General features: G+C 72.7%; 17 protein-coding genes. 9 read left to right on the top strand and 8 right to left on the bottom strand.

Annotated elements, in window-relative coordinates:
• Positions 1–16: 16 nt before the first annotated feature.
• Genes MTP10_RS24665 through MTP10_RS24645 form a run of 5 tightly spaced genes read right to left on the bottom strand, consistent with a single transcriptional unit; the run spans position 17 to position 6,844 of the window.
• Positions 17–1,306 carry a right-handed parallel beta-helix repeat-containing protein gene (locus MTP10_RS24665; protein WP_310712000.1) on the bottom strand — a complete coding sequence of 430 codons (1,290 nt, stop codon included), beginning with the start codon at positions 1,304–1,306 and terminating at the stop codon, positions 17–19.
• A gap of 17 nt (positions 1,307–1,323) precedes the next feature.
• On the bottom strand, positions 1,324–3,141 hold the full coding sequence (locus MTP10_RS24660; RefSeq protein ID WP_310711999.1) for a glycoside hydrolase family 13 protein: 1,818 nt from the start codon (positions 3,139–3,141) through the stop codon (positions 1,324–1,326).
• Between the two features lie 4 nt (positions 3,142–3,145).
• The gene (locus tag MTP10_RS24655) at positions 3,146–3,985 is read right to left on the bottom strand and encodes a sugar ABC transporter permease (protein WP_310711998.1); all 840 of its coding nucleotides are present in this window, start codon (positions 3,983–3,985) and stop codon (positions 3,146–3,148) included.
• Positions 3,982–5,550: an ABC transporter permease subunit gene (locus MTP10_RS24650; protein WP_310711997.1), complete on the bottom strand. Its 1,569-nt coding sequence runs from the start codon at positions 5,548–5,550 to the stop codon at positions 3,982–3,984. The genes MTP10_RS24655 and MTP10_RS24650 overlap by 4 nt, the downstream gene beginning before the upstream one ends.
• A gap of 4 nt (positions 5,551–5,554) precedes the next feature.
• Positions 5,555–6,844, bottom strand: a complete 1,290-nt coding sequence (locus tag MTP10_RS24645; protein ID WP_310711996.1) for an extracellular solute-binding protein — start codon at positions 6,842–6,844, stop codon at positions 5,555–5,557.
• 301 nt (positions 6,845–7,145) lie between these two features.
• Between MTP10_RS24645 and MTP10_RS24640 the strand changes: the two genes are divergently transcribed.
• From MTP10_RS24640 to MTP10_RS24630, 3 genes are all read left to right on the top strand, one after another.
• Positions 7,146–8,732 carry a glycoside hydrolase family 13 protein gene (locus MTP10_RS24640; protein WP_310711995.1) on the top strand — a complete coding sequence of 529 codons (1,587 nt, stop codon included), beginning with the start codon at positions 7,146–7,148 and terminating at the stop codon, positions 8,730–8,732.
• 152 nt (positions 8,733–8,884) lie between these two features.
• Positions 8,885–10,240, top strand: a complete 1,356-nt coding sequence (locus tag MTP10_RS24635; protein ID WP_310711994.1) for a HAMP domain-containing sensor histidine kinase — start codon at positions 8,885–8,887, stop codon at positions 10,238–10,240.
• A 70-nt stretch (positions 10,241–10,310) separates the two neighbouring features.
• A complete protein-coding gene (locus MTP10_RS24630; protein WP_310711993.1) occupies positions 10,311–11,129 on the top strand; it encodes an SAM-dependent methyltransferase in 819 nt (272 codons plus the stop codon).
• 54 nt (positions 11,130–11,183) lie between these two features.
• On the opposite strand, the gene MTP10_RS24625 is transcribed toward MTP10_RS24630, so the two are convergent.
• The gene (locus MTP10_RS24625) at positions 11,184–12,521 is read right to left on the bottom strand and encodes a cation:dicarboxylate symporter family transporter (RefSeq protein ID WP_310711992.1); all 1,338 of its coding nucleotides are present in this window, start codon (positions 12,519–12,521) and stop codon (positions 11,184–11,186) included.
• A gap of 136 nt (positions 12,522–12,657) precedes the next feature.
• Between MTP10_RS24625 and MTP10_RS24620 the strand changes: the two genes are divergently transcribed.
• The 5 genes from MTP10_RS24620 to MTP10_RS24600 all read left to right on the top strand — a co-directional run bounded on the left by MTP10_RS24620 (position 12,658) and on the right by MTP10_RS24600 (position 19,287).
• Positions 12,658–14,163 (top strand): sensor histidine kinase, encoded by a 1,506-nt coding sequence (locus tag MTP10_RS24620; RefSeq protein WP_310711991.1) that lies wholly within the window; start codon positions 12,658–12,660, stop codon positions 14,161–14,163.
• On the top strand, positions 14,160–14,837 hold the full coding sequence (locus tag MTP10_RS24615; RefSeq protein WP_310711989.1) for a response regulator: 678 nt from the start codon (positions 14,160–14,162) through the stop codon (positions 14,835–14,837). The genes MTP10_RS24620 and MTP10_RS24615 overlap by 4 nt, the downstream gene beginning before the upstream one ends.
• Positions 14,838–14,899: 62 nt before the next feature.
• A complete protein-coding gene (locus MTP10_RS24610) occupies positions 14,900–17,038 on the top strand; it encodes an N-acetylneuraminate synthase family protein (protein ID WP_310711988.1) in 2,139 nt (712 codons plus the stop codon).
• Positions 17,039–17,071: 33 nt separating this feature from the next.
• Entirely contained in the window at positions 17,072–18,052 is a 981-nt protein-coding gene (locus MTP10_RS24605) for a glycosyltransferase family 2 protein (RefSeq protein WP_310711987.1), read from the top strand.
• Entirely contained in the window at positions 18,049–19,287 is a 1,239-nt protein-coding gene (locus MTP10_RS24600) for an alpha-2,8-polysialyltransferase family protein (RefSeq protein ID WP_310711986.1), read from the top strand. Before MTP10_RS24605 ends, MTP10_RS24600 begins: the two co-directional genes overlap by 4 nt.
• A 38-nt stretch (positions 19,288–19,325) precedes the next feature.
• Here MTP10_RS24600 and MTP10_RS24595 read toward each other — a convergent pair whose 3' ends face one another.
• Together MTP10_RS24595 and MTP10_RS24590 are read right to left on the bottom strand one after the other, a co-directional pair.
• Positions 19,326–20,489, bottom strand: a complete 1,164-nt coding sequence (locus MTP10_RS24595) for a DUF6716 putative glycosyltransferase (protein WP_310711985.1) — start codon at positions 20,487–20,489, stop codon at positions 19,326–19,328.
• Entirely contained in the window at positions 20,486–21,430 is a 945-nt protein-coding gene (locus tag MTP10_RS24590) for a hypothetical protein (protein ID WP_310711984.1), read from the bottom strand. Before MTP10_RS24590 ends, MTP10_RS24595 begins: the two co-directional genes overlap by 4 nt.
• A 122-nt stretch (positions 21,431–21,552) precedes the next feature.
• Here MTP10_RS24590 and MTP10_RS24585 point away from each other — a divergent pair, with 122 nt between their 5' ends.
• The gene (locus MTP10_RS24585; RefSeq protein WP_310711983.1) at positions 21,553–22,368 is read left to right on the top strand and encodes an aldo/keto reductase; all 816 of its coding nucleotides are present in this window, start codon (positions 21,553–21,555) and stop codon (positions 22,366–22,368) included.
• Positions 22,369–22,386 lie beyond the last annotated feature (18 nt).

Below are 22,386 nucleotides of genomic sequence, written 5' to 3'. Positions count from 1 at the left end.
TCGCCGCGGCCGGTGGTCAGGGCTGGTAGGCGCCTGCCGCCGGTGGGGAGGACAGGGGCTTGCCGGTGATGTCCGTGGTCAGGGCCGTGCCGCCGAACCAGGCGGCCGACAGCGGCAGGCCGCGGCCGAGCGCCGGGGAGCCCGGGCGCAGCCGCAGGTCGGTGCGCGAGACGAAGCGCGGGTCGGCCATGACGGTCCCCGGGCCGCGCCGGAAGCGGGCCGTGCGGCCCTCGTAGACGCTGCCCGCCTCGTCGGCGCCCTTGCCGTCCTCGAAGCCGGCCTGGCCGCCCACCCGGACCGCGTTGTTGCGCAGCCGCAGGATCGACGGGGAGCAGCCGCCGTGGCAGGACCAGCCGAGGGTGCGCGGGCCCGGCAGGTACACCGAGTTGTGCACCGCGACCGTGCCGAGCACCGGCCCCACCACGTGCCGGGGGCCGCGGGTGACGAGGAAGGAGCTCTGCGGCAGGGAGGAGGTGACGACGTTGAAGGCGTACACGTTGCCCGTGGCGGTCTTGCCCTTCGTCGCGCCCAGCTCGGTGAACGTCTCGTTGTCGTGGGCGCGGTTGTAGGTGACGCGGTTGCGGTCGCCGTCGAAGATCTCGACGGCCGCGCCGTCCATCCGGTAGTCGTGGCTCGGCGCGTTGCTGCCGGTGATCGTGTTGCCGGTGACGAGGTTGTCGTCGCCGTTGACGAGGATCCCGAACGCCCCGGAGTCGTTGTCGGGGGCGTCGTCGTTGACGCTCATCCTGTCGTTGTCCTTGAGCGTGCTGTCGCGCACGACGTTGCGGGAGCCGGTCGGGGTGATCCAGATGCCGGCGATGTTGCGGTCCGCCTGCACCCCCACCAGGTGGTTGCCGTCGCCGCCGACCTCGAAGCCGGCCCACTGGCACCGGGAGGCGCGCAGGCCGCTGACGCGCCAGTGGTCGCCGCTGACGACCACGCAGTTGCCCTCCTGGCCGCTGATCGTGGCGAGGGGGCCCTGGCCGTACGGCTGGACGACGATGGGCCGGGCGGCCGTGCCCTCGGCGGACAGGGTGAGGGTGCCGGTCCACCGGCTGCCCCGCTTGACGCTGATCGCGTCTCCGGGCTTCAGGTCGGCCGCGTTGACCTTGTCGAGGGACTTCCACGGGGCGGTGGCGCTGGTGCCGGCGGCGGAGTCGTCGCCCTTGCCGGAGTCGACGTAGTACGTCGTCCCCGCCGCGACGGCGGCGGCCGCGGGCGGGAGCACCGGCACGGCGGGTGCGGCCGGCAGGCCGGGCAGCAGGGACGCCAGGACGGTCACCGAGGACAGGTTCACGCTCACCACGCCTAGAAGTTGAACGCTCACACAGGGAGAGCGCCCAACGTATCTGCTCGCCGCGCCAGACGCCAGATCCTCAGGGCCGGCCCGCCGCCCGGGATCGCGTTCGTGTCCGAAGTGTTGTAGACGGGGGTCGCCGGCCCCGGCAGGGGCAGCGGCTCGCCCGGCGCCCGGCGGGCGCTCACCAGGAGGGTCTCGGCCTCGGTCTCGCGGGCGAACACCAGATGGTCCGCGTCGGCGTGCAGCCAGCGAAGGCCGCCGCGCCGCAGCGCCGGCTCGGCGCGGCGCAGCCCGAGCAGCTCCCGGTACGCCGCGAGCGTGGCGAGATCCTGGTCGGCCGGCCGGTTCCACGGCATGGGGGTGCGCGCGTGCTCGCCGTTGACGCCGGTCAGCCCGAACTCGCTGCCCGCGAACACCATCGGCGTGCCCGGCAGCGTGGCCTGCAGGCCGAGGGCCACCAGGTGACGCTCGCGGGAGCCGGTGACGGTGCGGATCCGCGGCGTGTCGTGCGAGTCGAGGATCTGCCAGGAGTGGACGAGGGAGCGCCACGACATGTGCGCGGCGAACGTCCGGACCGTGGCGAGGGCCGCCGTGCCGGCGCGCGAGGGGACGCCGCCGGGCACGCCGAGGAAGTGGGCGAGGTCGAGGCCGGGGTCGCGCAGCCAGGTCCAGACGGGGCGGGTGAAGCCGCCGTAGTTCATGGTGCCGTGCCAGCCGTCGCGGTCGAGGTCGGCGGAGGCGTCGTGGGAGTGCTCGGCGATGAGCGCCGCCCCGGGCCCCGCCTCGCGGCGCAGCAGCGCCGCGACCTCGTGCGTGTGGTCGTCGGCCCCGAAGCGCCCGGTCATGTTGGCGACGTCCACCCGCCATCCGTCGAGCGGGCCCAGCCATCTCCTCAGCGTGGCCGGCACCCGGGAGCGGACGAGCTCGCTGCCCCAGTTGAGCTTGGGCAGCGTCTTGACCCCGAACCACGCCTCGTAGTCGCCGGTGTCGGGGTCGAAGTAGAACATCTCGCGCTCGGGCGCGTTCACGTCGGACACCGCGGCGGTGAACCACGGGTGCGCGTCTCCGCAGTGGTTGGTGGTGATGTCGCCGAGCAGCCGCATGCCGTGCCCGTGCAGCGCGTCCGCGAGCCTGCCCAGCGCCTCGTCGCCGCCGAGCAGCGGGTCGACCCGGTCGAAGGCGGCGGCGTCGTAGCGGTGGTTGGAGCGGGCCGGGAAGATCGGTGTGAGGTAGACCGTGTCGGCGCCCAGGGCCCGGACGTGGTCCAGGTGCCGGACGACGCCGTCGAGGTCGCCGCCGTAGAACTGCTGGGAGGTGCCGGGGCCCTCCGGGATGACCGGGTCGCGGTCCCAGTCGCGTGGCAGCGCCCACCCGGGCAGCGGCCGGGACGCGCCGGAGCGGCCGAAGCGGTCGGGGAAGATCTGGTAGACGATCGCGTCGGCCATCCAGGGCGGCGGCGGCTCGTGGGAGACGAGCCGGAAGTCGCCGGCGTCGGTCACGTCGTGCGCGGCGAGCCCGCCGGCGGTGAGCCACGCCTGGCCGCCCGGGGTGTGCAGCAGGAAGCGGTAGCGGGTGACCGGGTTGACGGCGGCGATCTCGGCGCGCCACCACACGTCCTGGCGCCCGTACCCGGTGACGTCCGAGGACGTCCTCAGCTCGTCGACGGCCGCCTCGGTGTAGCGGGGCTCGCCGTCGTACACCGTGCGGACGTGCACGCCGGTGACGGCGGCGGAGCGGGGGGCACGGACCCAGACCGTCACCGGGGAGCCCGGCGACGGCGTGAGGTCCGACACGTAGAGCGCGGAGCCGTCGTGGTGCGGCTCCCCGGCGAGACACAGCATGCGCCTACCCCTTCACGGCTCCGGCGGTGAGGCCCGAGACGATGAACTTCTGCAGCCAGAGGAACACGCCGACGGTCGGGATCGCGGTGATCAGCGTGCCGGCGGCGAACATGCCGAAGTTGGCGTTGCGCTGGTCGCCGGCGATCATGCCGTACATGCCGACGGCGAGCGTCTTGCTCGCCGGGTCGCGCAGGAACACGCTGGCCATGATGAACTCGCTCATGATCCCGATGAACGCGAGCAGCCCCGTCACCGCGAGGATGGGGGTGACCAGCGGCAGGATGACCCGCCAGAAGATCTGCGCGTGCGTGGCCCCGTCGACCGTGGCCGCCTCGTCGAGCTCCTTCGGCACGGTGTCGAGGAAGCCCTTCATCAGCCACGTGTTCGCGCCCAGCGCGCCGCCCAGGTAGAGCAGCATGAGGCCCCACACCGTGTCGAAGCCGAACGCCGGGTACAGCTCGGTGACCCGCGTGAAGATCATGAAGATCGTCACGATGGCCAGGAACTGCGGGAACATCTGGATGAGCAGCAGCGACAGCAGCCCGACCCGGCGCCCGCTGAAGCGCATCCGGCTGAAGGCGTAGGCGGCCATCATCGACAGCAGCAGGCTGGCGAACGAGGCGGCCAGCGCGATGAACACCGAGTTGAGGAACCACCGGGCGAACGGGTACCGGTCGTTGGTGAACAGGGCGGCGAAGTTGCCGAGACTCGCCCCGTTCGGCAGCAGGTCGGTGGAGGCGAGCGTGCCGAGCGGGTTGATCGCCGCCGACACCACGAACATGATCGGCACCAGGGCGAACACGCACACGAGCAGCACGAAGCCGTGCCTGAGCGCGAGCTTCACGCGTAGACCTCCTCCTGCTTGCGGGTCCGGCGGAAGGCCACCGCCGAGATGACCGCCACGAGCGCGAAGATGAACACCGAGATGGCCGCCGCGAACCCGAACTGCGCGCCGCCCGCCCCGAACGCCAGCCGGAACGTGTAGGTGATGAGCAGGTCGGTCGCGCCGACCTGCGGGCTCTCGGCGGGGAACGGCCCGCCCTCGCTGGTGAGCTGGATCGCGTTGAAGTTGTTGAAGTTGAACGCGAACGACGAGATGAGCAGCGGCGTGAGCGCCACCAGCAGCAGCGGCAGCGTCACCTTGCGGAACCCGTACCAGGGCGAGGCCCCGTCGATGGAGGCCGCCTCGGTCAGCTCACGCGGGATCGCCTGGAGCGCGCCGGTGGTCACCAGGAACATGTACGGGAAGCCGAGCCACAGGTTGACCAGGATGACGGCCGCGCGGGCCGTGCCGCTCTGGCCGAGCCAGTCGACGTTCAGCCCGAGGAGCTGGTTGATCAGGCCGAAGTCGCGGTTGAACATGTCACGCCACACCATCAGCATCGCGAAGGACGGCATGGCGTACGGCAGGATCAGCATGATCCGGTAGACGCCCGTGCCCCGCATGCGGGGATGGTGCAGCGCGAGCGCCACGCACATGCCGAGCACGAACGTGCTGACGACCGAGACCAGCGCGAACACCACGTTCCAGCCGAAGACGCCGAGGAAGTAGCCGGAGATGGTGGGGTCGGTCACCACCCGGGTGAAGTTGCCGAACCCGACGTTCACCTGCCAGCCCTGCGCCAGGTGCTCGCCCTTGGCGTTGACGAAGTAGCCGCGCGCCTCGTCGGCCTTCCAGGGGCCGCCCTCGCCGTTGACGCAGTCGCAGGCGGCGTCGTAGGTGAGCGCGGACCTGCCCTCCACGGCGCGGCTCAGCCCGTTGGCCTTGATCACCCCGCCGGAGGTGGGGACGGCCAGCGCGGAGATCTCCTGCCCGCGGGCGGCGGCCTCGGGGGCCTTGAGCACGGTGAAGCCGGGAGCCTGGAGGACCTTGCCGGTGATGCCGAGCCGCGCTCCGGTCACGGGGGCCAGTCCCTGGCCGGAGCCGGCCTGCACCCGCTTGGTCTTGGGGTCCACGAGGAGGAACACCAGCTCGCCGTCGCGCAGCGCCGCGGTCAGCGCGTACTCGGGCGAGCCGGGGGCCTGCCGCACGGAGCCGGTCTCGATGGCGGTGACCGCCGCCTGCATGTCGCCGCGGTGCCCGTCGCCGAAGTTGGTGAAGGCGGTGCTCACCGTGTACAGGACGGGGAACACCTGGAAGGCGATCAGGCAGATGGTGCCCGGGACGAGGTATTTCGCGGGGACGAAGCGGCGGGTCAGGTAGAGGTAGGCGATGCCCGCGCTCGCCAGGCAGAGCAGCGTGAGCGAGGCCCACGCCTCGGCGGCGAGCAGCGGCGGCACGGCGTAGAGCAGGATCGCGGCCGCCACGGCCAGCACCGCGATCCTGCTCACCACGTACGTCGTGGTGATCTCCCGGCGTGGCCGCGGACCCCTGCGGGTGTCCGCGGCCACGCGCGTGTCCTGCGTCATGACGTCAGTTCTTGAGCGAGCCGTCGATGGTCTTCTGCGCCGCCGCGGCGGCCTTGGCGGGGTCGCCGCCCTTGACGACCGAGGCCTCGGCGATGCCGAAGGGCTCCCAGATGGCCGCCATCTCGGGGATGGCCGGCATCGGGAAGCCGTCCTTGCCGGCGTCCATGAACTTGCCGGCGTCGGCGTCGGTGGCCTGGACCTCCTGCAGCGCCGCGGTCAGCGCCGGCGGGCGCGGGTCGGCCGCGTAGAGCGCCTTGGCGACGTCCTTGTTGGTCACGTAGTTGGTGACGAACTCCTGCGCCAGCGTCTTGTTCTTGCCCTTCGCGGCGACGAAGAACGACTGCACGCCGACGAACGGGGTGGCCGGCTTGCCGCCCTTGAACGGCGGGACGGGCGTGATGTCGTAGGAGAAGCCGCCCTTCTTCACATCGCCCATGGCCCACGGGCCGGAGACGAGGAAGGCGCACTTCTTGGCGGCGAAGCTCGGGATGTAGTTCTCGTTGGTGATGGAGGTCTTGAGCGCCCCGTCGCCCTTCTCGCCGAGCTCCTTCAGCTTGCCGAACGCCTTGACCGAGTCGGGCGAGCCGACCAGCACCTTCTTGGCGTCGGGGTCGCCGGTGGCCGTCGCGCCGAACAGGGCGCCGCCGCCTGAGGCGAAGATCGGGTAGGAGTGGAAGGCGTCGCCCTTCTGCGCGACCGGCAGGCAGAGCACCTCCTTGACCTTGCCCGCGGCCTTGAGCTCCTTGCCCTTGGCGACGAGGTCCTCGAGGGTGGCGGGCGCGTCGGGCGCGAGCTCGGTGTTGCGGATCAGGGCGATGTTCTCCACCGCGTACGGCGCGGCGTACACCTGGCCGTTGAAGGTGACGGCCTTCATGGCGATCTCGGGGAAGGCGGCCTTCTGCTCCTCGGTGAGGTTGACCGGGTCGATGGCGCCGTTCTGGACGAGGTTGCCGATCCAGTCGTGCGCGCCGACCATGATGTCGGGGCCGCTGCCCTGCTGGGAGGCGGTGAGGAAGACCTGCTGGTTGTCCTTGCTGATCTCCTTCACCTCGACGGTCACGCCGTTCTCGGTGCCGAACTGCTCGGCGAAGGGCTTGAGCGCCTTGACCCGGTTGGGGTCGGCCCAGATCACGAGCTTGCCGCCCTGGGCGGCGGGCGCGGTGGCGCCGCTCGACCCGGTGGGCGCCGAGGAGGGGGCGGCGGCCGGCTCGCCGCCGCCGCAGGCCGACACGGCCATCGCCAGGGCGGACAGGGCCGCCACGTGTGCCGCCGCACCCAGAGCTCGCTTGCGCATGGGACCTCCAGAGGTCACGGAGGGAGCGGCGGCACGCGCGAGGTGCCGCCGCTGGAAGTCGATGTGGGCCGCGGATGAGCGGCTTATGTTTCCGGGACGTTAGCGAGACTTTGCAAGAATTGGAAGAACTTGCAAAAAGCGTTACCTGATCCAGACCCATCCTGACCCCGGCTTGACCTCCGGGCCAGCGTCCTGACCGGCAGAAGGGACGCTTCTGCAACTTTCCGCAAGTTGCGCTTGACCTCTCGTAACGCCGCAGGCCATCCTGCATCGGAACGAACCACCCGGGGGAAGGACGACCATGGGCACCACGCCGCATTCGCTGCCGAACGACGCACCGCCCACTGGGCCGCCGGCCGCCGGCGACGACTGGTGGCGGGACGCCGTCGTCTACCAGGTGTATCCCCGCAGCTTCGCCGACGACGACGGCGACGGCATGGGCGACCTGCCCGGCGTGCGCCGGCGGCTGGGCTACCTGAGCGAGCTGGGCGTCGACGCCCTCTGGCTGAGCCCCTTCTACACCTCGCCGCAGGCCGACGCCGGCTACGACGTGGCCGACTATCGCGGCGTGGACCCCATGTTCGGCACGCTGGCCGACTTCGACGCGCTGGTCGCCGACGCCCACGCGCTCGGCATCCGCGTCATCGTGGACCTCGTCCCCAACCACTCCTCCGACCGGCATCCGTGGTTCCAGCAGGCGCTGCGCGGCGAGCGCCGCGACCGCTACATCTTCCGCGACTCCCCCAACGACTGGGAGTCGGTCTTCGGCGGCCCCGCCTGGACCCAGGTCGAGGACGGGCAGTGGTACCTCCACCTGTTCGCGCCCGAGCAGCCGGACCTCAACTGGGACCACCCCGAGGTGCGGGCCGAGTTCCGCGACATCCTGCGCTTCTGGCTGGACCGCGGCGTCGACGGCTTCCGGGTCGACGTGGCCCACGGCATGATCAAGGACGACGGGCTCCCGGACGTCGGGCCGAAGGAGGGCCGCCAGGTCGAGCTGCTCGGCGACGAGCGGGTGCCGTACTTCGACCAGGACGGCGTCCACGACATCTACCGCGAGTGGCGGCCGATCCTCGACTCCTACCCGGGCGGCCGGATGGCGGTGGCCGAGGCGTGGGTGTCGTCGCCGGAGCGGCTGGCCCGCTACGTCGGGCCCGACGAGCTGCACCAGGCGTTCAACTTCGACTTCATGATGGCCGACTACCACGCCAAGTCGTTCCGCACGGTCATCGAGAAGTCGCTGGCGGAGGCCGAGCTGGTCGGCGCGCCCACCACGTGGGTGCTGTCCAACCACGACAAGCCCCGCCACGTCACCCGGCACGGCGGCCTGGCCCGCGCCCGCGCCGCGACGCTGCTCATGCTGGCGCTGCCCGGCTCCGCCTACCTCTACAACGGCGAGGAGCTCGGGCTGCCCGAGGTGCTCGACCTGCCCGACGAGCTGCGCCAGGACCCCGCGTTCAAGCGCAGCGGCGAGAGCCGGGACGGCTGCCGCGTGCCGCTGCCGTGGACCACCGCGCCGGGCTGCGGCTGGCGCGACCCCTGGCTGCCGATCCCCGAGGAGTGGCGGGAGCTGTCGGCCGAGGCCCAGCAGGACGACCCGGACTCGACCCTGAGCCTCTACCGGGCGGCCCTGCGGCTGCGCAAGCGGCATCCGGCGCTGGGCGGCGGCGTCCTGCGCTGGCTGGAGTCCTCCGTGCTGGACGCGCGTGAGGACGTGCTGGCGCTGGAGCGCTCGCCCGGGCTGGCCGTCGTGCTCAACACCGGCGAGGAGCCGGTCACGCTGGCGGAGCTGGGGCTTTCGGGCGAGGTCCTGCTGTCCAGCGGCCCCCAGCCGGACCCCCGCGCGGTGGCCCCGGACACCACGATCTGGCTGGCGCTCACCAGCTGACCGGACGTGAGCGCCGGACGTGAGCGCCCGTCGTGAGCGCCGGACGTGAGCGCCGGACGTGAGCGCCGGACGTGAGCGCCGGACGTGAGCGTTGGGGGAATCTTTCCCTTCGCACGACTTCCGGCGGTTGTCACGGTTAGTAGCCTCGGGGCGTGTCCCGCAACTGGGCGCGCTCCCTGCGCGGGCGTGTCACGCTCGTCGCGACACTGATCGCCGCGATCCTGCTGGTCCCGGTCGGCATCGGGGCGGTCACCGTGACCCGCACCTGGGTCGCGGCCAGCGTGGCGACGGACACCCGTAACACGGCCGAGCGGATCGCAGCGGAGACCCGCGACGGCACACAGTGGCGCGGCGGCAGGGTCGCGGCGCTGGATCCGACCGTGCCGCTCATCCAGATCGTCGCCCCGGACGGCACCATCACGGCGGTCAGCGACGCGGCGCTCGCCATGCCGCGCCTCACCGACGTGTGGCCCACCCCGGACAACCGCGTCATCAGCACCACGCGCTGCCTCCCCAAGGTGTGCCTGCACCTGACCGCCGTCCGCGTGTCGCCCGCTGCGAACTCCAGCGTCGTGTACGCGGGGCGGCGGGCGCCGGGCGTGCTGGCCGGGCACACCCTGGAGACGGTGACCTCGATCGAGATCCTGATCCTCATCGCGCTCACCGGCTGGGCCACGTGGACGATCATGGGCCGCGCGCTGCGCCCCGTGGCGGCCATGCGCGCCCAGCTCGACGAGATCAACGCCAGCGACCTGAGCCGCCGGGTGACGCAGCCGACCCGGGACGACGAGCTGGCCGGGCTGGCCGCCTCCATCAACGGGACGCTGGCGCGCCTGGAACGCTCGGCCCACCAGCAGCGCCAGTTCGCCTCCGACGCCTCCCACGAGCTGCGCACCCCCATCGCCGGGCTGCGCGCCCAGCTCGAAAGCGCCCAGCTCTATCCGGACGACACCGACCTCGACGCGCTCGTGTCCAGCGCGCTGCGCGACACCGACCGGCTGGAGGCGATCATCACGGACCTCCTGCTGCTGGCTCGGATCGGCTCGCGCGTGGACGCGGCGATGGAGCGGGTGGACCTCGGCGAGCTGGTCCGCGAGGAGCTGTCCGTCCGCAACGACAAGATCCCGGTACGGCTGGCCGCCGAGGACGGCGTGATCGTCAACGGCGTCCGGCTCCAGCTCTCCCGCGTGCTGACGAACCTGCTGGACAACGCCGCGCGGCACGCCGACCGCTACATCAGGGTGTCGGTGGAGCCCCAGGACGGGCTGGCCGTCCTGGCGGTGGAGAACGACGGCGCGGAGATCGCCGAGGACGACCGCGAGCGGATCTTCGAGCGGTTCACCCGCCTGGACGCGGCGCGCAGCCGCGACGCGGGCGGCACCGGCCTGGGACTGGCGATCGCCCGCGACGTGGCGGTGGCGCACGGCGGGGCGCTCACGGTCGAGGACTGCCAGGGCGGCGCCCGCTTCGTGCTGCGCCTGCCGTCGGCGGCGCGAACACCCGAGTGACATACCGGATAGAACGCGACATCAGGGGAATCAGTGGATGGAAGCCTCTGATGTCCGGAATCATGGACTCATGATGGAGCAGGCGCCGTTGGGCATTGATCCGCACGTTCCCAACGCGGCGCGGATGTACGACTACTTTCTCGGCGGCAAGGACAACTTCCAGGCCGACAGGGATCTGGCGGAGCTGGTGCTGAGCGTGATGCCCGACGTCCGCGTCGGCACCCAGCAGAACCGCGCGCTGATCGGCCGCGTGGTGAAGTACCTGTGCGACCAGGGGATCACCCAGTTCCTTGACCTGGGGTCCGGGCTGCCCGCGCAGGAGAACGTGCACGAGGCGGCCCGGCGGTACGTCCCCGACGCCCGGGTGGTGTACGTGGACAGCGACCCGGTGGTGGCGACCCATGGGCGGGCGTTGCTGGCCGAACCGGACCGCGTGGTCATGGTGCAGGCCGACGCGCGGCGGCCGGAGGAGGTCCTCGGCGATCCCAGGGTGCGGGAGCTGATCGACTTCGACCGGCCGGTGGCGCTGCTGATGATGTTCTTCCTGCACCTCGTGCCGGACGGGGACGACCCCCAGGGGTTCGTGGCCCGTTACCGGGAGGCGCTGGCGCCGGGCAGCTATCTGGCGATCTCGCACGTGGGCAGCGACACGGCGCCGGAACTGGTCAACAAGGTCGTCGAGTTCTACCGGCGGGCCAACACGCCGTTCTGCCCGCGGCCGGGCTCGGAGATCGCGGCCTTCTTCGGCGACTTCGAGCTCATCCCGCCGGGCCTGGCCACGGGGCTGGGCGAGCAGACCGGCTGGCCGTTCATCGACCCGGCCGACCGGCCGGTGATCGCCGAGGAGCTCGCCCGCATGGGGTACGCGGGCATCGGCCGCAAGCCTTAGCGCCCCGGCCGGACACCCGTGAAAGGGCGCCCGGCCAGGGGACGGACCCGTGGATCAGACCGGTGACATCTCGCGGTCGGTCTGGGCCGCCGGCGGCTCGGGCTCGCGCTCGTCGTCGTCCAGCAGCGTGGACTCGTCGAACGGGTCGCGCCCGGCCAGCACCTCCAGCGCCCGCTCCCGGTCGAAGCCGCCGGTCCACCTGCCGACCAGGACGGTGGCCACGGCGTTGCCGGCGAAGTTCGTCAGCGCCCGCGCCTCGGACATGAACCGGTCGATGCCGACGATGAGGCCCACGCCGTCCACCAGCTCGGGGCGGTGCGACTGGAGGCCGCCCGCCAGCGTGGCCAGTCCGGCGCCGGTCACGCCGGCGGCGCCCTTCGAGGCGATCACCATGAACAGCAGCAGCCCCACCTGCTCGGCGGGCTGGAGCGGCGCCCCGGTCGCCGACGCGATGAACAGCGTGGCCATGGTCAGGTAGATGGCCGTGCCGTCGAGGTTGAAGGAGTAGCCGGTCGGCACCGTGATGCCGGCCACGGTGCGGCTGACGCCCAGGTGCTCCATCTTGGCGATGAGCCGCGGCAGCGCCGACTCCGACGACGACGTGGACAGGATGAGCAGGAACTCCCGGCCGAGGTAGCGCAGCAGCGACCACAGGTTGATCCGGGCGAACACCCACAGCAGCGTGCCGAGCACCACGCCGACGAACAATGCGCAGGTGATGTAGAAGGCGGCCATGAGGACGGCCAGGCTCTTGAGCGCGTCGAGGCCGGTGGCGCCGACGAGCGCCGCGATGGCGCCGAAGGCGCCGATCGGGGCCGCCCACATGATCATGGCGAGGATGCGGAACACCAGCCGCTGGAGGTGCGCGATGGCGTTGAGGACGGGCGCGCCCTTGGCGCCCATCGCCTGGAGCGCGAAGCCGGTCAGCAGCGCCACCACCAGCGTCTGGAGCACCTGCCCCTCGGTGAACGCCGACACCAGCGTGGTCGGGATGATGCCGAGCAGGAAGTCGGCCGTGCCCGTCGCCTCGCCCTTGGCCGCCTCGGCCGCCGCGGCCTGCTTGGCGGCGTCGGTCAGGTGCAGCCCGCTGCCCGGGTCGATGAGGTTGCCGACGACCAGGCCGATGACCAGGGCTACAGTCGACATGACGAGGAAGTAGCCGAGCGCGAGCCCGCCGACCTTGCCCACGCTGGCGGCCTTGGTCACGGAGCCGACGCCGAGCACGATCGTGCAGAAGATGATCGGGCCGATCATCATCTTGATGAGGGCCACGAATCCGGTGCCGAGGGGCTTGAGCGCCAGGCCCACGTCCGGCCAGACGAATCCGACCAGGACTCCGGCCAGGACGGCCGCGATGACGGCCAGATAGAGGTAATGGGTGCGGTCACGCATGGGAGGCGCTCCAAGCGTCGGGGAGGACTCTTCTCACTTCGTGACTATGCGGCCTGTGGTGATCCACGTCACCATTGCGTAAGTTTCGTTCACCGCGTTCGTGACGGACGAGGTGAGGAGTACGGAGAGGTTCCGGATGCGACAGTGGAGCCTGGCGGGGCAGATGCTGCTCCTGCAGCTCGTCGTGGTCGCCGTGGCCGTGGCGGGCGGCGCCGTGCTGGAGTCGGTGCTGGCGCGCGAGGTGGTCAGCGGGCAGGCCGCGGCCACGTCCCAGGCCGTGGCCCTGAGCGTGGCCGCCTCCCCCGACGTGCGGGCGGCCCTGGCCGGGCCGTCGCCGACGGCCCGGCTCCAGCCGTACGCCGAGCGGGTGCGCGCGGAGACGGGCGTCGACTTCGTCACCATCATGAAGCCGGACGGCACCCGCTACACGCATCCCAACCCGGCCGAGATCGGGCGGCGCTTCCTGGGCCACACCGAGAAGGCGCTGCAAGGACACCCCTTCACCGAGACCTACACGGGCACGCTCGGCCCGTCCGTGCGCGCGGTCGTCCCGGTCCGCGCCGGCGGCTCCATCCCGGCGCTGGTCAGCGTGGGCATCAAGGAGGAGCGGGTCAGCGCCGAGCTGCTCGTGGTGCTCGTGTGGACGGGGCTGATCACGGCGCTCGCCCTCGGGCTGGGCGCGGGCGGCACGTGGCTGGTGACCTCGCGGCTGCGCCGGCAGACCCACGGGCTCGGCCCGGTGGAGCTGAGCCGCATCCACGAGCACCACGACGCGGTCCTGCACGCCGTGCGGGAGGGGCTGCTGCTGGTGGGCAAGGACGGCACTCTGACGCTGTGCAACGACGCCGCCCGCCACTTGCTCGGCCTGCCGGGCGACGCCGAGGGGCGGCACGTGGCCGGCCTCGGCCTGGCCGACGTGCTGACCAGCCGGGAGGAGCGCATCCACCTGGTCGGCGACCGCGTGCTCGCGGTCAACGGCGCGGCCAGCCGCCTCGGTACCGTCGTCACCGTACGCGACCACACGGAGCTGCAGGCGCTGGCCGGGCAGCTCGACGCCGAGCGGGGGTTCGCCGAGTCGCTGCGGTCGGCGGCGCACGAGGCCGCCAACCGGCTGCACACGGTGATCACCCTGGTGGAGCTGGGCCGCGCGGAGCAGGCGGTGGCGTTCGGCACGGCCGAGCTGCGGGCGGCGCAGGAGCTGACCGACCGCGTGATGGGCGCGGTGCGCGAGCCGGTGCTGGCGGCGCTGCTGCTCGGCAAGAGCTCGGAGGCGGCCGAGCGGGGCGTCGAGCTCGTCATCAGCCAGGACAGCGACCTCGACGACCTGGGCGTCGAGAGGGGCGTCGAGACGCGGGAGCTGGTCACCATCCTCGGCAACCTCATCGACAACGCGATCGACGCGGCCTCACGGGTGGAGGTGTGCCTGCGCGGCGACGACCGGGAGGTGCTGGTGCGGGTGGCCGACGACGGGCCGGGGCTCGTCTCGCCCGAGGCGTTCCGGCGCGGCTGGACGACCAAGGGCGACGGCCACGGGCTCGGGCTGGCCCTGGTGGGGCAGGCGGTGCGGCGGCTGGGCGGCGTGATCGACGTGACGGGCTCGGAGTTCACCGTGCGGCTCCCCGTCCCGGAGCGGGTCCGATGATCTCCGTGCTGGTCGTCGAGGACGAGGAGATCACCGCCGAGGCCAACCGCATCTACGTGGAGCGGGTGCCCGGCTTCCGGGTCGCCGGGGTGGCCCGCTCGGGCGGCGAGGCGCTGCGCTTCCTGCGGCACACGCCGGTCGACCTCATCCTGCTCGACCTGTACCTGCCGGACATGCACGGGCTGGAGGTGTGCCGCGCCGTGCGGGCCGGCGGGCTGCTGTGCGACGTCATCGCGATCACCTCGGCGCGCGACCTGGCCATGGTGCGCTCGGCGGTGTCGCTCGGCATCTCGCAGTACCTGCTCAAGCCGTTCGCGTTCGCCGCCCTGCAGGAGAAGCTGACCCGCTACGCCCGCTTCCGCAGGGAGGCCGGCGAGATCGTCGGCCAGGGCGACGTGGACCGGGTGCTGGGCACGCTGCGCGGCGTCGCCACCGAGCTGCCCAAGGGCATGACGCAGGACACCCTCGACACGGTCGCGGCCGAGCTGCGCGGCCGGCCCGAGGGCGTGTCGGCGCAGGCGGTCGGCGCGGCGGCCGGAGTGTCGCGGGTCACGGCCCGCCGCTACCTGGAGTACCTGGTGGAGCGGGGCGTCGCGGTGCGCTTCCCGCAGTACGGCGGGGTGGGCCGTCCAGAGTTGCTCTACCGGATGCCCACGCAACGTTCAGGGGAGTGACGCTGGTCGTTCAATCCGGGCCTCTAGCTTCTGGTGCATCCCTGAAGCACTGAGGAGTCACGTTGCGAGTCCTGGCCGTAGTTCCCGCCCGCGGAGGTTCGGCGGGCGTCCCCCTGAAGAACCTCGCCACGGTGGGCGGGGTGCCGCTGGTGGCCCGCGCCGTGCGCGCGTGCCTGCGGGCCGAGCTGATCGACCAGGTGGTGGTCAGCACCGACCACGCCGGCATCGCCGAGACCGCCCGGCAGGCGGGGGCGCTCGTCGTCGAGCGCCCGGAGGAGCTCAGCGGCGCGACGGCCTCCAGCGAGTCGGCGGTGCTGCACGCCCTGGACGCGCTCGGTGAGGAGCCCGAGGTCGTCGTCCTCGTGCAGTGCACGAGCGCCTTCATCGACCCCGCCGACCTGTCCGCCGCCGTGCGCAGGGTCCTCGACGGCGAGGCCGACTCGGTCGTGTCCGGGCTGCCGACGCACGAGTTCCTCTGGACGGCCGCCGGTCGCGGCGTCAACCACGACCCCGCGGTACGGCCCCGCCGGCAGGACCGCGAGCCGCAGTTCCGCGAGAACGGCGCCTTCTACGCCATGCGCGCCTCCGGCCTGCGCGAGCACGGTCACCGCTTCTTCGGCACCGTCGCCGTCCAGTCCGTGCCGACCCGGCACGCCATCGAGATCGACGACCCCGAGGACCTGGAGCTGGTCCGGGCGCTCGCCCCGTTCGTCGACCAGCCGGAGCCGATCGACGTCGACGCCGTCATCACCGACTTCGACGGCGTCCACACCGACGACCGCGCCTACGTCGACTCCGAGGGCCGCGAGATGGTCCTCGTCAGCCGCTCCGACGGGATGGGCGTCTCGCTGCTGCGCCGGGCCGGGGTGAAGGTGCTCGTGATGTCGACCGAGCACAACCCGGTCGTCGCCGCCCGGGCCCGCAAGCTGGGGGTGCCGGTGCTGCAGGGGCTCGCCGACAAGCGGACCGTGCTGCGCGACTGGCTGGCGATCGAGGGGCTCGACCCGGCCCGCGTCGCCTACGTCGGCAACGACGTCAACGACCTCGGCCCGATGGCGGAGGTCGGCTGGCCCGTGGCGGTGCCGGACGCGCACCCGAAGGTGCGGGCCGCCGCCCGCGTCGTCCTCACCCGCGTGGGCGGGTCGGGGGCCGTGCGCGAGCTGTGCGACCGCGTGATGGCCGCCCGTCCCGCTCCGGCCCCGGGCGCGCCGGCCACCCCGCTGGTCCCCGGCACGCCGGCGCCCGCCACGGTGCCCACCCTCGACTCCCCCGCCTCTCCCGCCGTGAGGAGCCTCGGCGCCGCCGTCCAGGACCGGCCCAGGACCGCGCCGGCGCCGGTGGCCATCGGCGACGTGCTCGTGGGCGACGGCCTGCCGGTGTACGTGATCGGTGAGATCGGCATCAACCACAACGGCGACCTCGACCTCGCCCGCCGCCTCATCGACGTCGCCGCCGACGCCGGCTGCCAGGCCGTCAAGTTCCAGAAGCGCACCCCCTCGATCTGCGTGCCCGAGGAGCAGAAGGGCCAGATCCGGCAGACGCCGTGGGGCGAGATGACGTACCTGGAGTACAAGGAGCGCACCGAGTTCGGCATCGACGAGTACCGGCAGATCGCCAAGTACTGCGACGAGCGGGGCCTGCACTGGTTCGCCTCGCCGTGGGACGTGCCCTCCGTGGAGTTCCTGGAGGAGATGGGCGTCCTGGTGCACAAGGTCGCCTCGGCCGGCGTCGCCGACCACGAGCTGCTGCGTGCCCTGGCCGCCACGGGCAAGCCGATCATCCTGTCCACGGGCATGTCCACGCTGCCCGAGATCGACCGGGCCGTCGAGATCCTCGGCACCAGCGACCTGATCATGATGCACGCCACCTCGACGTACCCGCTGCCTCCGGAGGAGGCGAACCTGCGCACCATCACCACGCTCAAGGACCGGTACGGGGTGCCGGTCGGCTACTCCGGCCACGAGCGGGGGCTGCAGATCTCGCTGGCCGCGGTGACGCTCGGCGCGGTGTGCGTGGAGCGGCACATCACGCTCGACCGCACCATGTGGGGCTCCGACCACGCCGCCTCGCTGGAGCCGTCCGGGCTGGAGCACCTCGTGCGCGACATCCGGATCATCGAGCAGGCGCTGGGCGACGGCGTCAAGCGGGTCTTCCCCGGCGAGGAGGCCCCCAAGGCCCGCCTGCGCCGCGTCACCGCCTGACCCTGCCACTCCTCGTTCCTGCAAGGGAAAGACTTGATCACTCTCTCGGTCGTCGTGCCGGTGCGGGACGGCGAGCGCTTCGTCGCCGACGCGCTCGCCTCCCTGCGCCGCAACGCCCGGCGCGACTTCGAGTTCATCGTGGTGGACGACGGGTCGGTGGACGCCACCGCCGACATCGTCGAGGACTTCCGCGGCGACCTGCCCGGCCTGTCACTCATCCGCAATCCCCTGCCGCTGGGGCTGGCGGACGCGCGCAACGCCGGGCTGACGGCCGCGGAGGGCCGGTACGTCACGTTCATGGACGGCGACGACTGGCTCGCCCCCGGATACCTGGAACGGCTCGTCGAGGCGATCGACGGGCTCGGCTGCGACTTCGTGCGAGCCGACCACGTCCAGGCCGAGGGCCGCAGACGGGTCGTGCACCGCGCCCCGCTGGCGCGGCGGGGCGTGGTGCTCGATCCCAGGGACGCGATCCTGCCCGCGAACGTGCGGACCATGGTCGACTACCCGTACGCGTGGGCCGGGGTCTACCGCCGCTCGCTGCGGGACCTGCTGCACTTCCCCGGCTCCCTGCACACCGCCGAGGACCGGCCGTGGATCTGGCGGCTGCACCGGGAGGCGGCCACGTTCGCGGTGGTGTCCATCGCGGGCGTCTTCTACCGGCGGCAGGTGGCGGGCTCGCTGACGCAGGTCGGCGACGAGCGGCAGCTCCACTTCTTCGACGCGTTCGACCTGGTCTTCAAGGACCTGGAGGAGGAGTTCCTGCCGAAGGCGGTGCGCAACTTCTGCGCGCTGCTCGCCCACCACCTGGAGCTGGCCGGCCGCTTCACGCCGCGGCTGCGGGCCCGCTTCGAGGAGCGCGGCGCGCAGGCCGCGCGGGCGCTGCCCACCGGCCTGGTCGTGGACGCGGTCTCCAGGATGTCCGTCCAGCGGGAGGCCGCGCTGCGGGCCCTCCTGCCGGACCTGCCCCCCAGCCCCCTCGTCCGGCTCCGCCGGGATCGGGAGGATACATGACGACGGTCTGCTACGCCTCGACGCTGTTCGGTGCCATGTCGCTGGCGGCCGCGATCGACGACGGCCGGTTCGGCGACGGGCGCCGGGTGCTCATCGTCTCCACGAACGCGGCGATCCCCGAGATCGCCGTGCCGCTCGACCGGGCGCCCGGCTTCGCCGCGCTGCGCTCCCGCTTCGACGAGATCCACTCCTGGAACGACCTCATCGCGCCGCTGCACCCGTCGGACTGGAAGGCCCGGGTCATCGAGGTGCCGATGATGGAGCGGCTGATCCGGGCGCAGCTGGGCCTCGGAGAGGTGGACGAGCTGGTGCTGGAGTCGATCGCGGTGCCGCCGGCGCGGACCATCGCCGGGCTGGTGCGCGACTGCCCGATCACCGTCTACTCCGACGGGCTGATGAGCTACGGCCCGACCCGCGACCCGCTGCCCGCCGAGATCTTCCGGCGGATCACCCGCCTGCTCCACCTCGACCTGGTGCCGGGGCTGGAGCCGCTGCTGCTGAGCGAGTACGGGGTGCCGGCGGAGGTGCTGCCGGACACGGCGTTCCTGTCGGTCGTGCGCGAGGTGACGGCGACCGCGCCCGACATGCTCGACGCGCGGGCGATGATCCTCGGCCAGTACCTGTCCGCGCTCGACATCGTCACGCCCGAGGAGGAGGCGGCGCTGCACGAGAGCATGCTGCGCGCGCTGGCCGCCCGGGGGCACGAGACGGTCGTGTTCAAGCCGCACCCGTCGGCGGGCCGCGCGCACGCCCGCCTGCTGCGCCCCGCCGCCGAGCGGCTGGGGGTGCGGCTGGTGGTGGCGGACGAGAGCACGCCGGCGGAGGCGTGCTTCGCGGCGCTGCGGCCGGAGCTCGTGGTGGGATGCTTCTCGACGGGCCTGATCACGGCCCAGCGGTACTTCAGCCTGCCGGTCGCCTCCTACGGGACGGAGCTGGTGCTGGACCGGCTGAGCCCGTACGAGAACAGCAACCGGATCCCCGCCACCCTGGTCGACGCGCTGCTGCCCCGGCTGTCGGGGGACGGCTCGGTGCAGGCGCCGCCCGCCCTCGATCTGCCGGCGCTGGTGCGCGCGGTGGGTTACTGCATGCAGGCGGAGGCGTACCCGGAGCTGCGGCCGTCGGCGACGGTGTTCGACCCGCGGTACTTCAAGCGCAAGCGGCTGGAGACGCTCGGCCTGACCGGCCGCCCCACGGCCCTGGCCCGCCTGCGGCGCAAGCTCACCACCGCCCGGTGACGCACGCGCCCGCCGTCCGCTGACGCAACGGCGTGCGTCTACCGCCGTCCGCTGATGTAGCGGCGGACGCGGCGCCGGGCGCGGTAGCCGTAGCGCAGCACGGGCGGCGGCACCTCCAGCCGGAGCCGGGCGCGGCGGCGGGCGGCGGCGTGCTCCGGCCCGTCCAGCAGCGACCGGGCCGGAGTCTCCCGGCCGGCCGCCTGCGCGGCCAGCAGGCCCGTCCAGTCGTCCAGCCCCGCCGGGTGGAAGTAGTTGGCCGCGCACCACTCGGGGTCGGCGGCCCGGAAGTCGCCCTCCGCGAGCTGGTCCAGCGTCCCGAGCAGCCCGCTCCCCTCGAACACCAGGTTGATCATCTCGGCGCTCACCCCGAAGTCGGAGAGCACCAGCGACGGCACTCCCTGGGCGACCGCCTCCAGCGCGGCCGTCGAGCTGACCGTGACGAACCCGGCCGCCCGCTCCAGGTGCTCGTGCATGGGCCCGGCCGCGAAGGACAGCCGCCCCGGCTCGCCCATCTCGCGCCAGAGCCGCTGGTAGTGGTGGCGCTCGCGGTGCGTCTGCCGCTCGCCCTCCAGGGCGCGCAGCTTCACCACCACGTCCAGGTCGGGCCGCCGCTCGGCCAGCCGCGCCAGGGCGGCCAGCACCTGCTCCCGCTCCGCCCGCTCCCACGGCACCTTGGCCTGGGTGGCGAACACCACCCGGTTCCCGCCGCCCCCGGCGCGGCCGGGACGCAGGAACGGCAGCCGGGCCAGCCCGATCGCCCCTCCCCCGCCGAGCCGCGCCGCGATCTCCCCGAACTCGGCCACCTCGCGCCGGCTGTGCAGCACGAACAGGTCGCAGCCGCTGCGGAAGAGCCACGCCTTCTCGGTGGCGGGCACGGAGATGCCGGGCAGCCCGGTCGCGAACACGGGCCGGGGCCGCAGCCCGCTCAGCACCTCGGCGACCAGCACGTCCACGACCGGGCCGGTGCAGGCGACGAGGATCACGTCCGGCCGGCTGCGCTCCGCCTCGCGCCGTAGGGCGCGGGCCGACAGCACGGGGGGCGCGGGCCGCCCGTGCACCGCCGCGGCGATCTGCTCCGGCGAGGGCGCGATCGGCGTACGCACCACCACGAGGTCCGTTTCACAGCCGGCCGGCAGGTCGCCGAGCAGGCAGGCCGCCCACTTCAGGTACGAGTCGGAGTCGGCGACCGCCAGCACTCTCACCCGGTCACTCCTGTCAGATGCGATCGCAGGGCGGGGGCCGCCCCGCTGGTCCACCAGTCGTCCGGCACGGCCACCGGCTCCACCGCGACTCCGCGCGGGCCGAGCAGGACCCGCAGCGAGGCGATGGCGGTCGAGGGCAGGCTGAGCACCCGCTGCCCGGCGTCGAGGCCGCGCAGCGTCAGCTCGGCCGGCGCTCCGACGTCGTGCACGGTGATGCCGGGCCGTTCCCGGATCAGCGCCACGTCCGCGGGATCCTCGCGCCGGTGCGGGTAGTAGGCGAGCGGCTCCGCGCCGGCCAGGTCGGTGAGCCAGCGCAGGTAGCGGTCGCGGCGCACCAGGCCGTTGCGCACCAGGGACGTGCCGAGCACCACGGTGCGCTCGGCCGGTCCGGGCTCGGTGGGCGGCTGGGAGCGCAGCCAGGCGAAGTCATGGCGGACGAGGTCGAACCCGGCGTCGCGGACCGACTGTTCGAGCTCCTCGGTGACCGGCAGGGCGGTGAAGACGGTCACCCGGCCGGCGCGCAGCCTGAGCGCGGCGGCCAGCCCCAGCACGGCGCGCAGCCGTCCCGGGTGGGCGCGGGCCCGCAGCAGCGGACGGTACGGACCCGCCGCCAGCAGCTCCAGCAACCGGAGCGTGGCCAGGCCGTCGTCCACGACGACCAGCCGGCCGGGGCGGGAGGTGAGCCAGCGCAGCTGCACCTTGCCGGAGAAGGCGTCGCCGGCGGCGTTCATCCGGCGCGGCAGCTTCTCGGACGGCTCGGCCAGCTCCAGGCCCTCGGGCAGCGACAGGCGGCGCAGCTCGCGGCGGGTGGCCTTCAGCGCGCGCTGCCCGGCGCGGGGCACGACGGCGGTGGCGGGGCCGAGCAGGCCGGCGTGGTGCGCCTCGACGGCGCAGAGCATCTGGAGGGGTGACTCCACCCAGGCCGACGCCCGCTCCGCCACCCCTGCTCTCCCCACTCCGGGCTGATGCCGGCTTCGCTCCGGGTCGCCTGCGACCGCACGACGCGCTCACCGTAATCCGGCCCCCTGACGGCGCGGGGAACGCCGCGTGAACAATGGAGGCCATGAACTCGCTCCATCTCACCAGTGACGGCGTCTCGATCCCCCAGCTCGGGTTCGGCGTCTGGCAAGTACCCGCCGACGAGGCCGAGCGGGCCGTGACGACCGCTCTGGAGGCCGGTTACCGGCACGTCGACACCGCCAGGATCTACGGCAACGAGGAGGGCGTGGGCCGGGCGGTGCGCGCCTCCGATCTGCCGCGCGAGGAGGTGTTCGTCACCACGAAGCTGTGGAACGACGACCACCACCGCGCCGAGCGGGCCCTGGACGAGAGCCTGGCGCGGCTCGGCCTGGACCACGTCGACCTCTATCTCATCCACTGGCCCGCGCCGAAGCAGGACGCCTACGTGGGCGCCTGGCGGGCGCTGGAGAAGGCGCACCGCGACGGGCGGGCCCGGGCCATCGGTGTGTCCAACTTCACGGTGGAGGCGCTCACCCGGCTCATGGACGAGACCGGGATCACGCCGTCGATCAACCAGATCGAGCTGCACCCGTGGCTCCAGCAGCACGAGCTGCGGGCCTTCCACGAGGCCAACGGCATCCTCACCGAGGCGTGGAGCCCGCTCGGCCAGGGCCGGGGCCTGCTGGAGGAGCCGGCGTTCCAGACGCTGGCCGCCAAGCACGGGCGCACCCCGGCGCAGGTCGTGCTGCGCTGGCACATCCAGCTCGGCAACGTGACGATCCCCAAGTCGGTCACGCCGTCCCGCATCCGGGAGAACATCGACGTGTTCGACTTCGTCCTGGACGACGAGGACCTGGCGGCTATCGGGGCACTCAACGCCAATCGCCGCCTTGGGCCCGATCCCGCCACATTTGGGTAAAAAAGCTATGATCCCTCG

Source organism: Nonomuraea sp. 3-1Str (assembly GCF_031570565.1).
Lineage (GTDB): Bacteria > Actinomycetota > Actinomycetes > Streptosporangiales > Streptosporangiaceae > Nonomuraea.
Note: the sequence above shows the minus strand (reverse complement) of the source record. Positions and strands in the feature narration are given on the sequence as shown.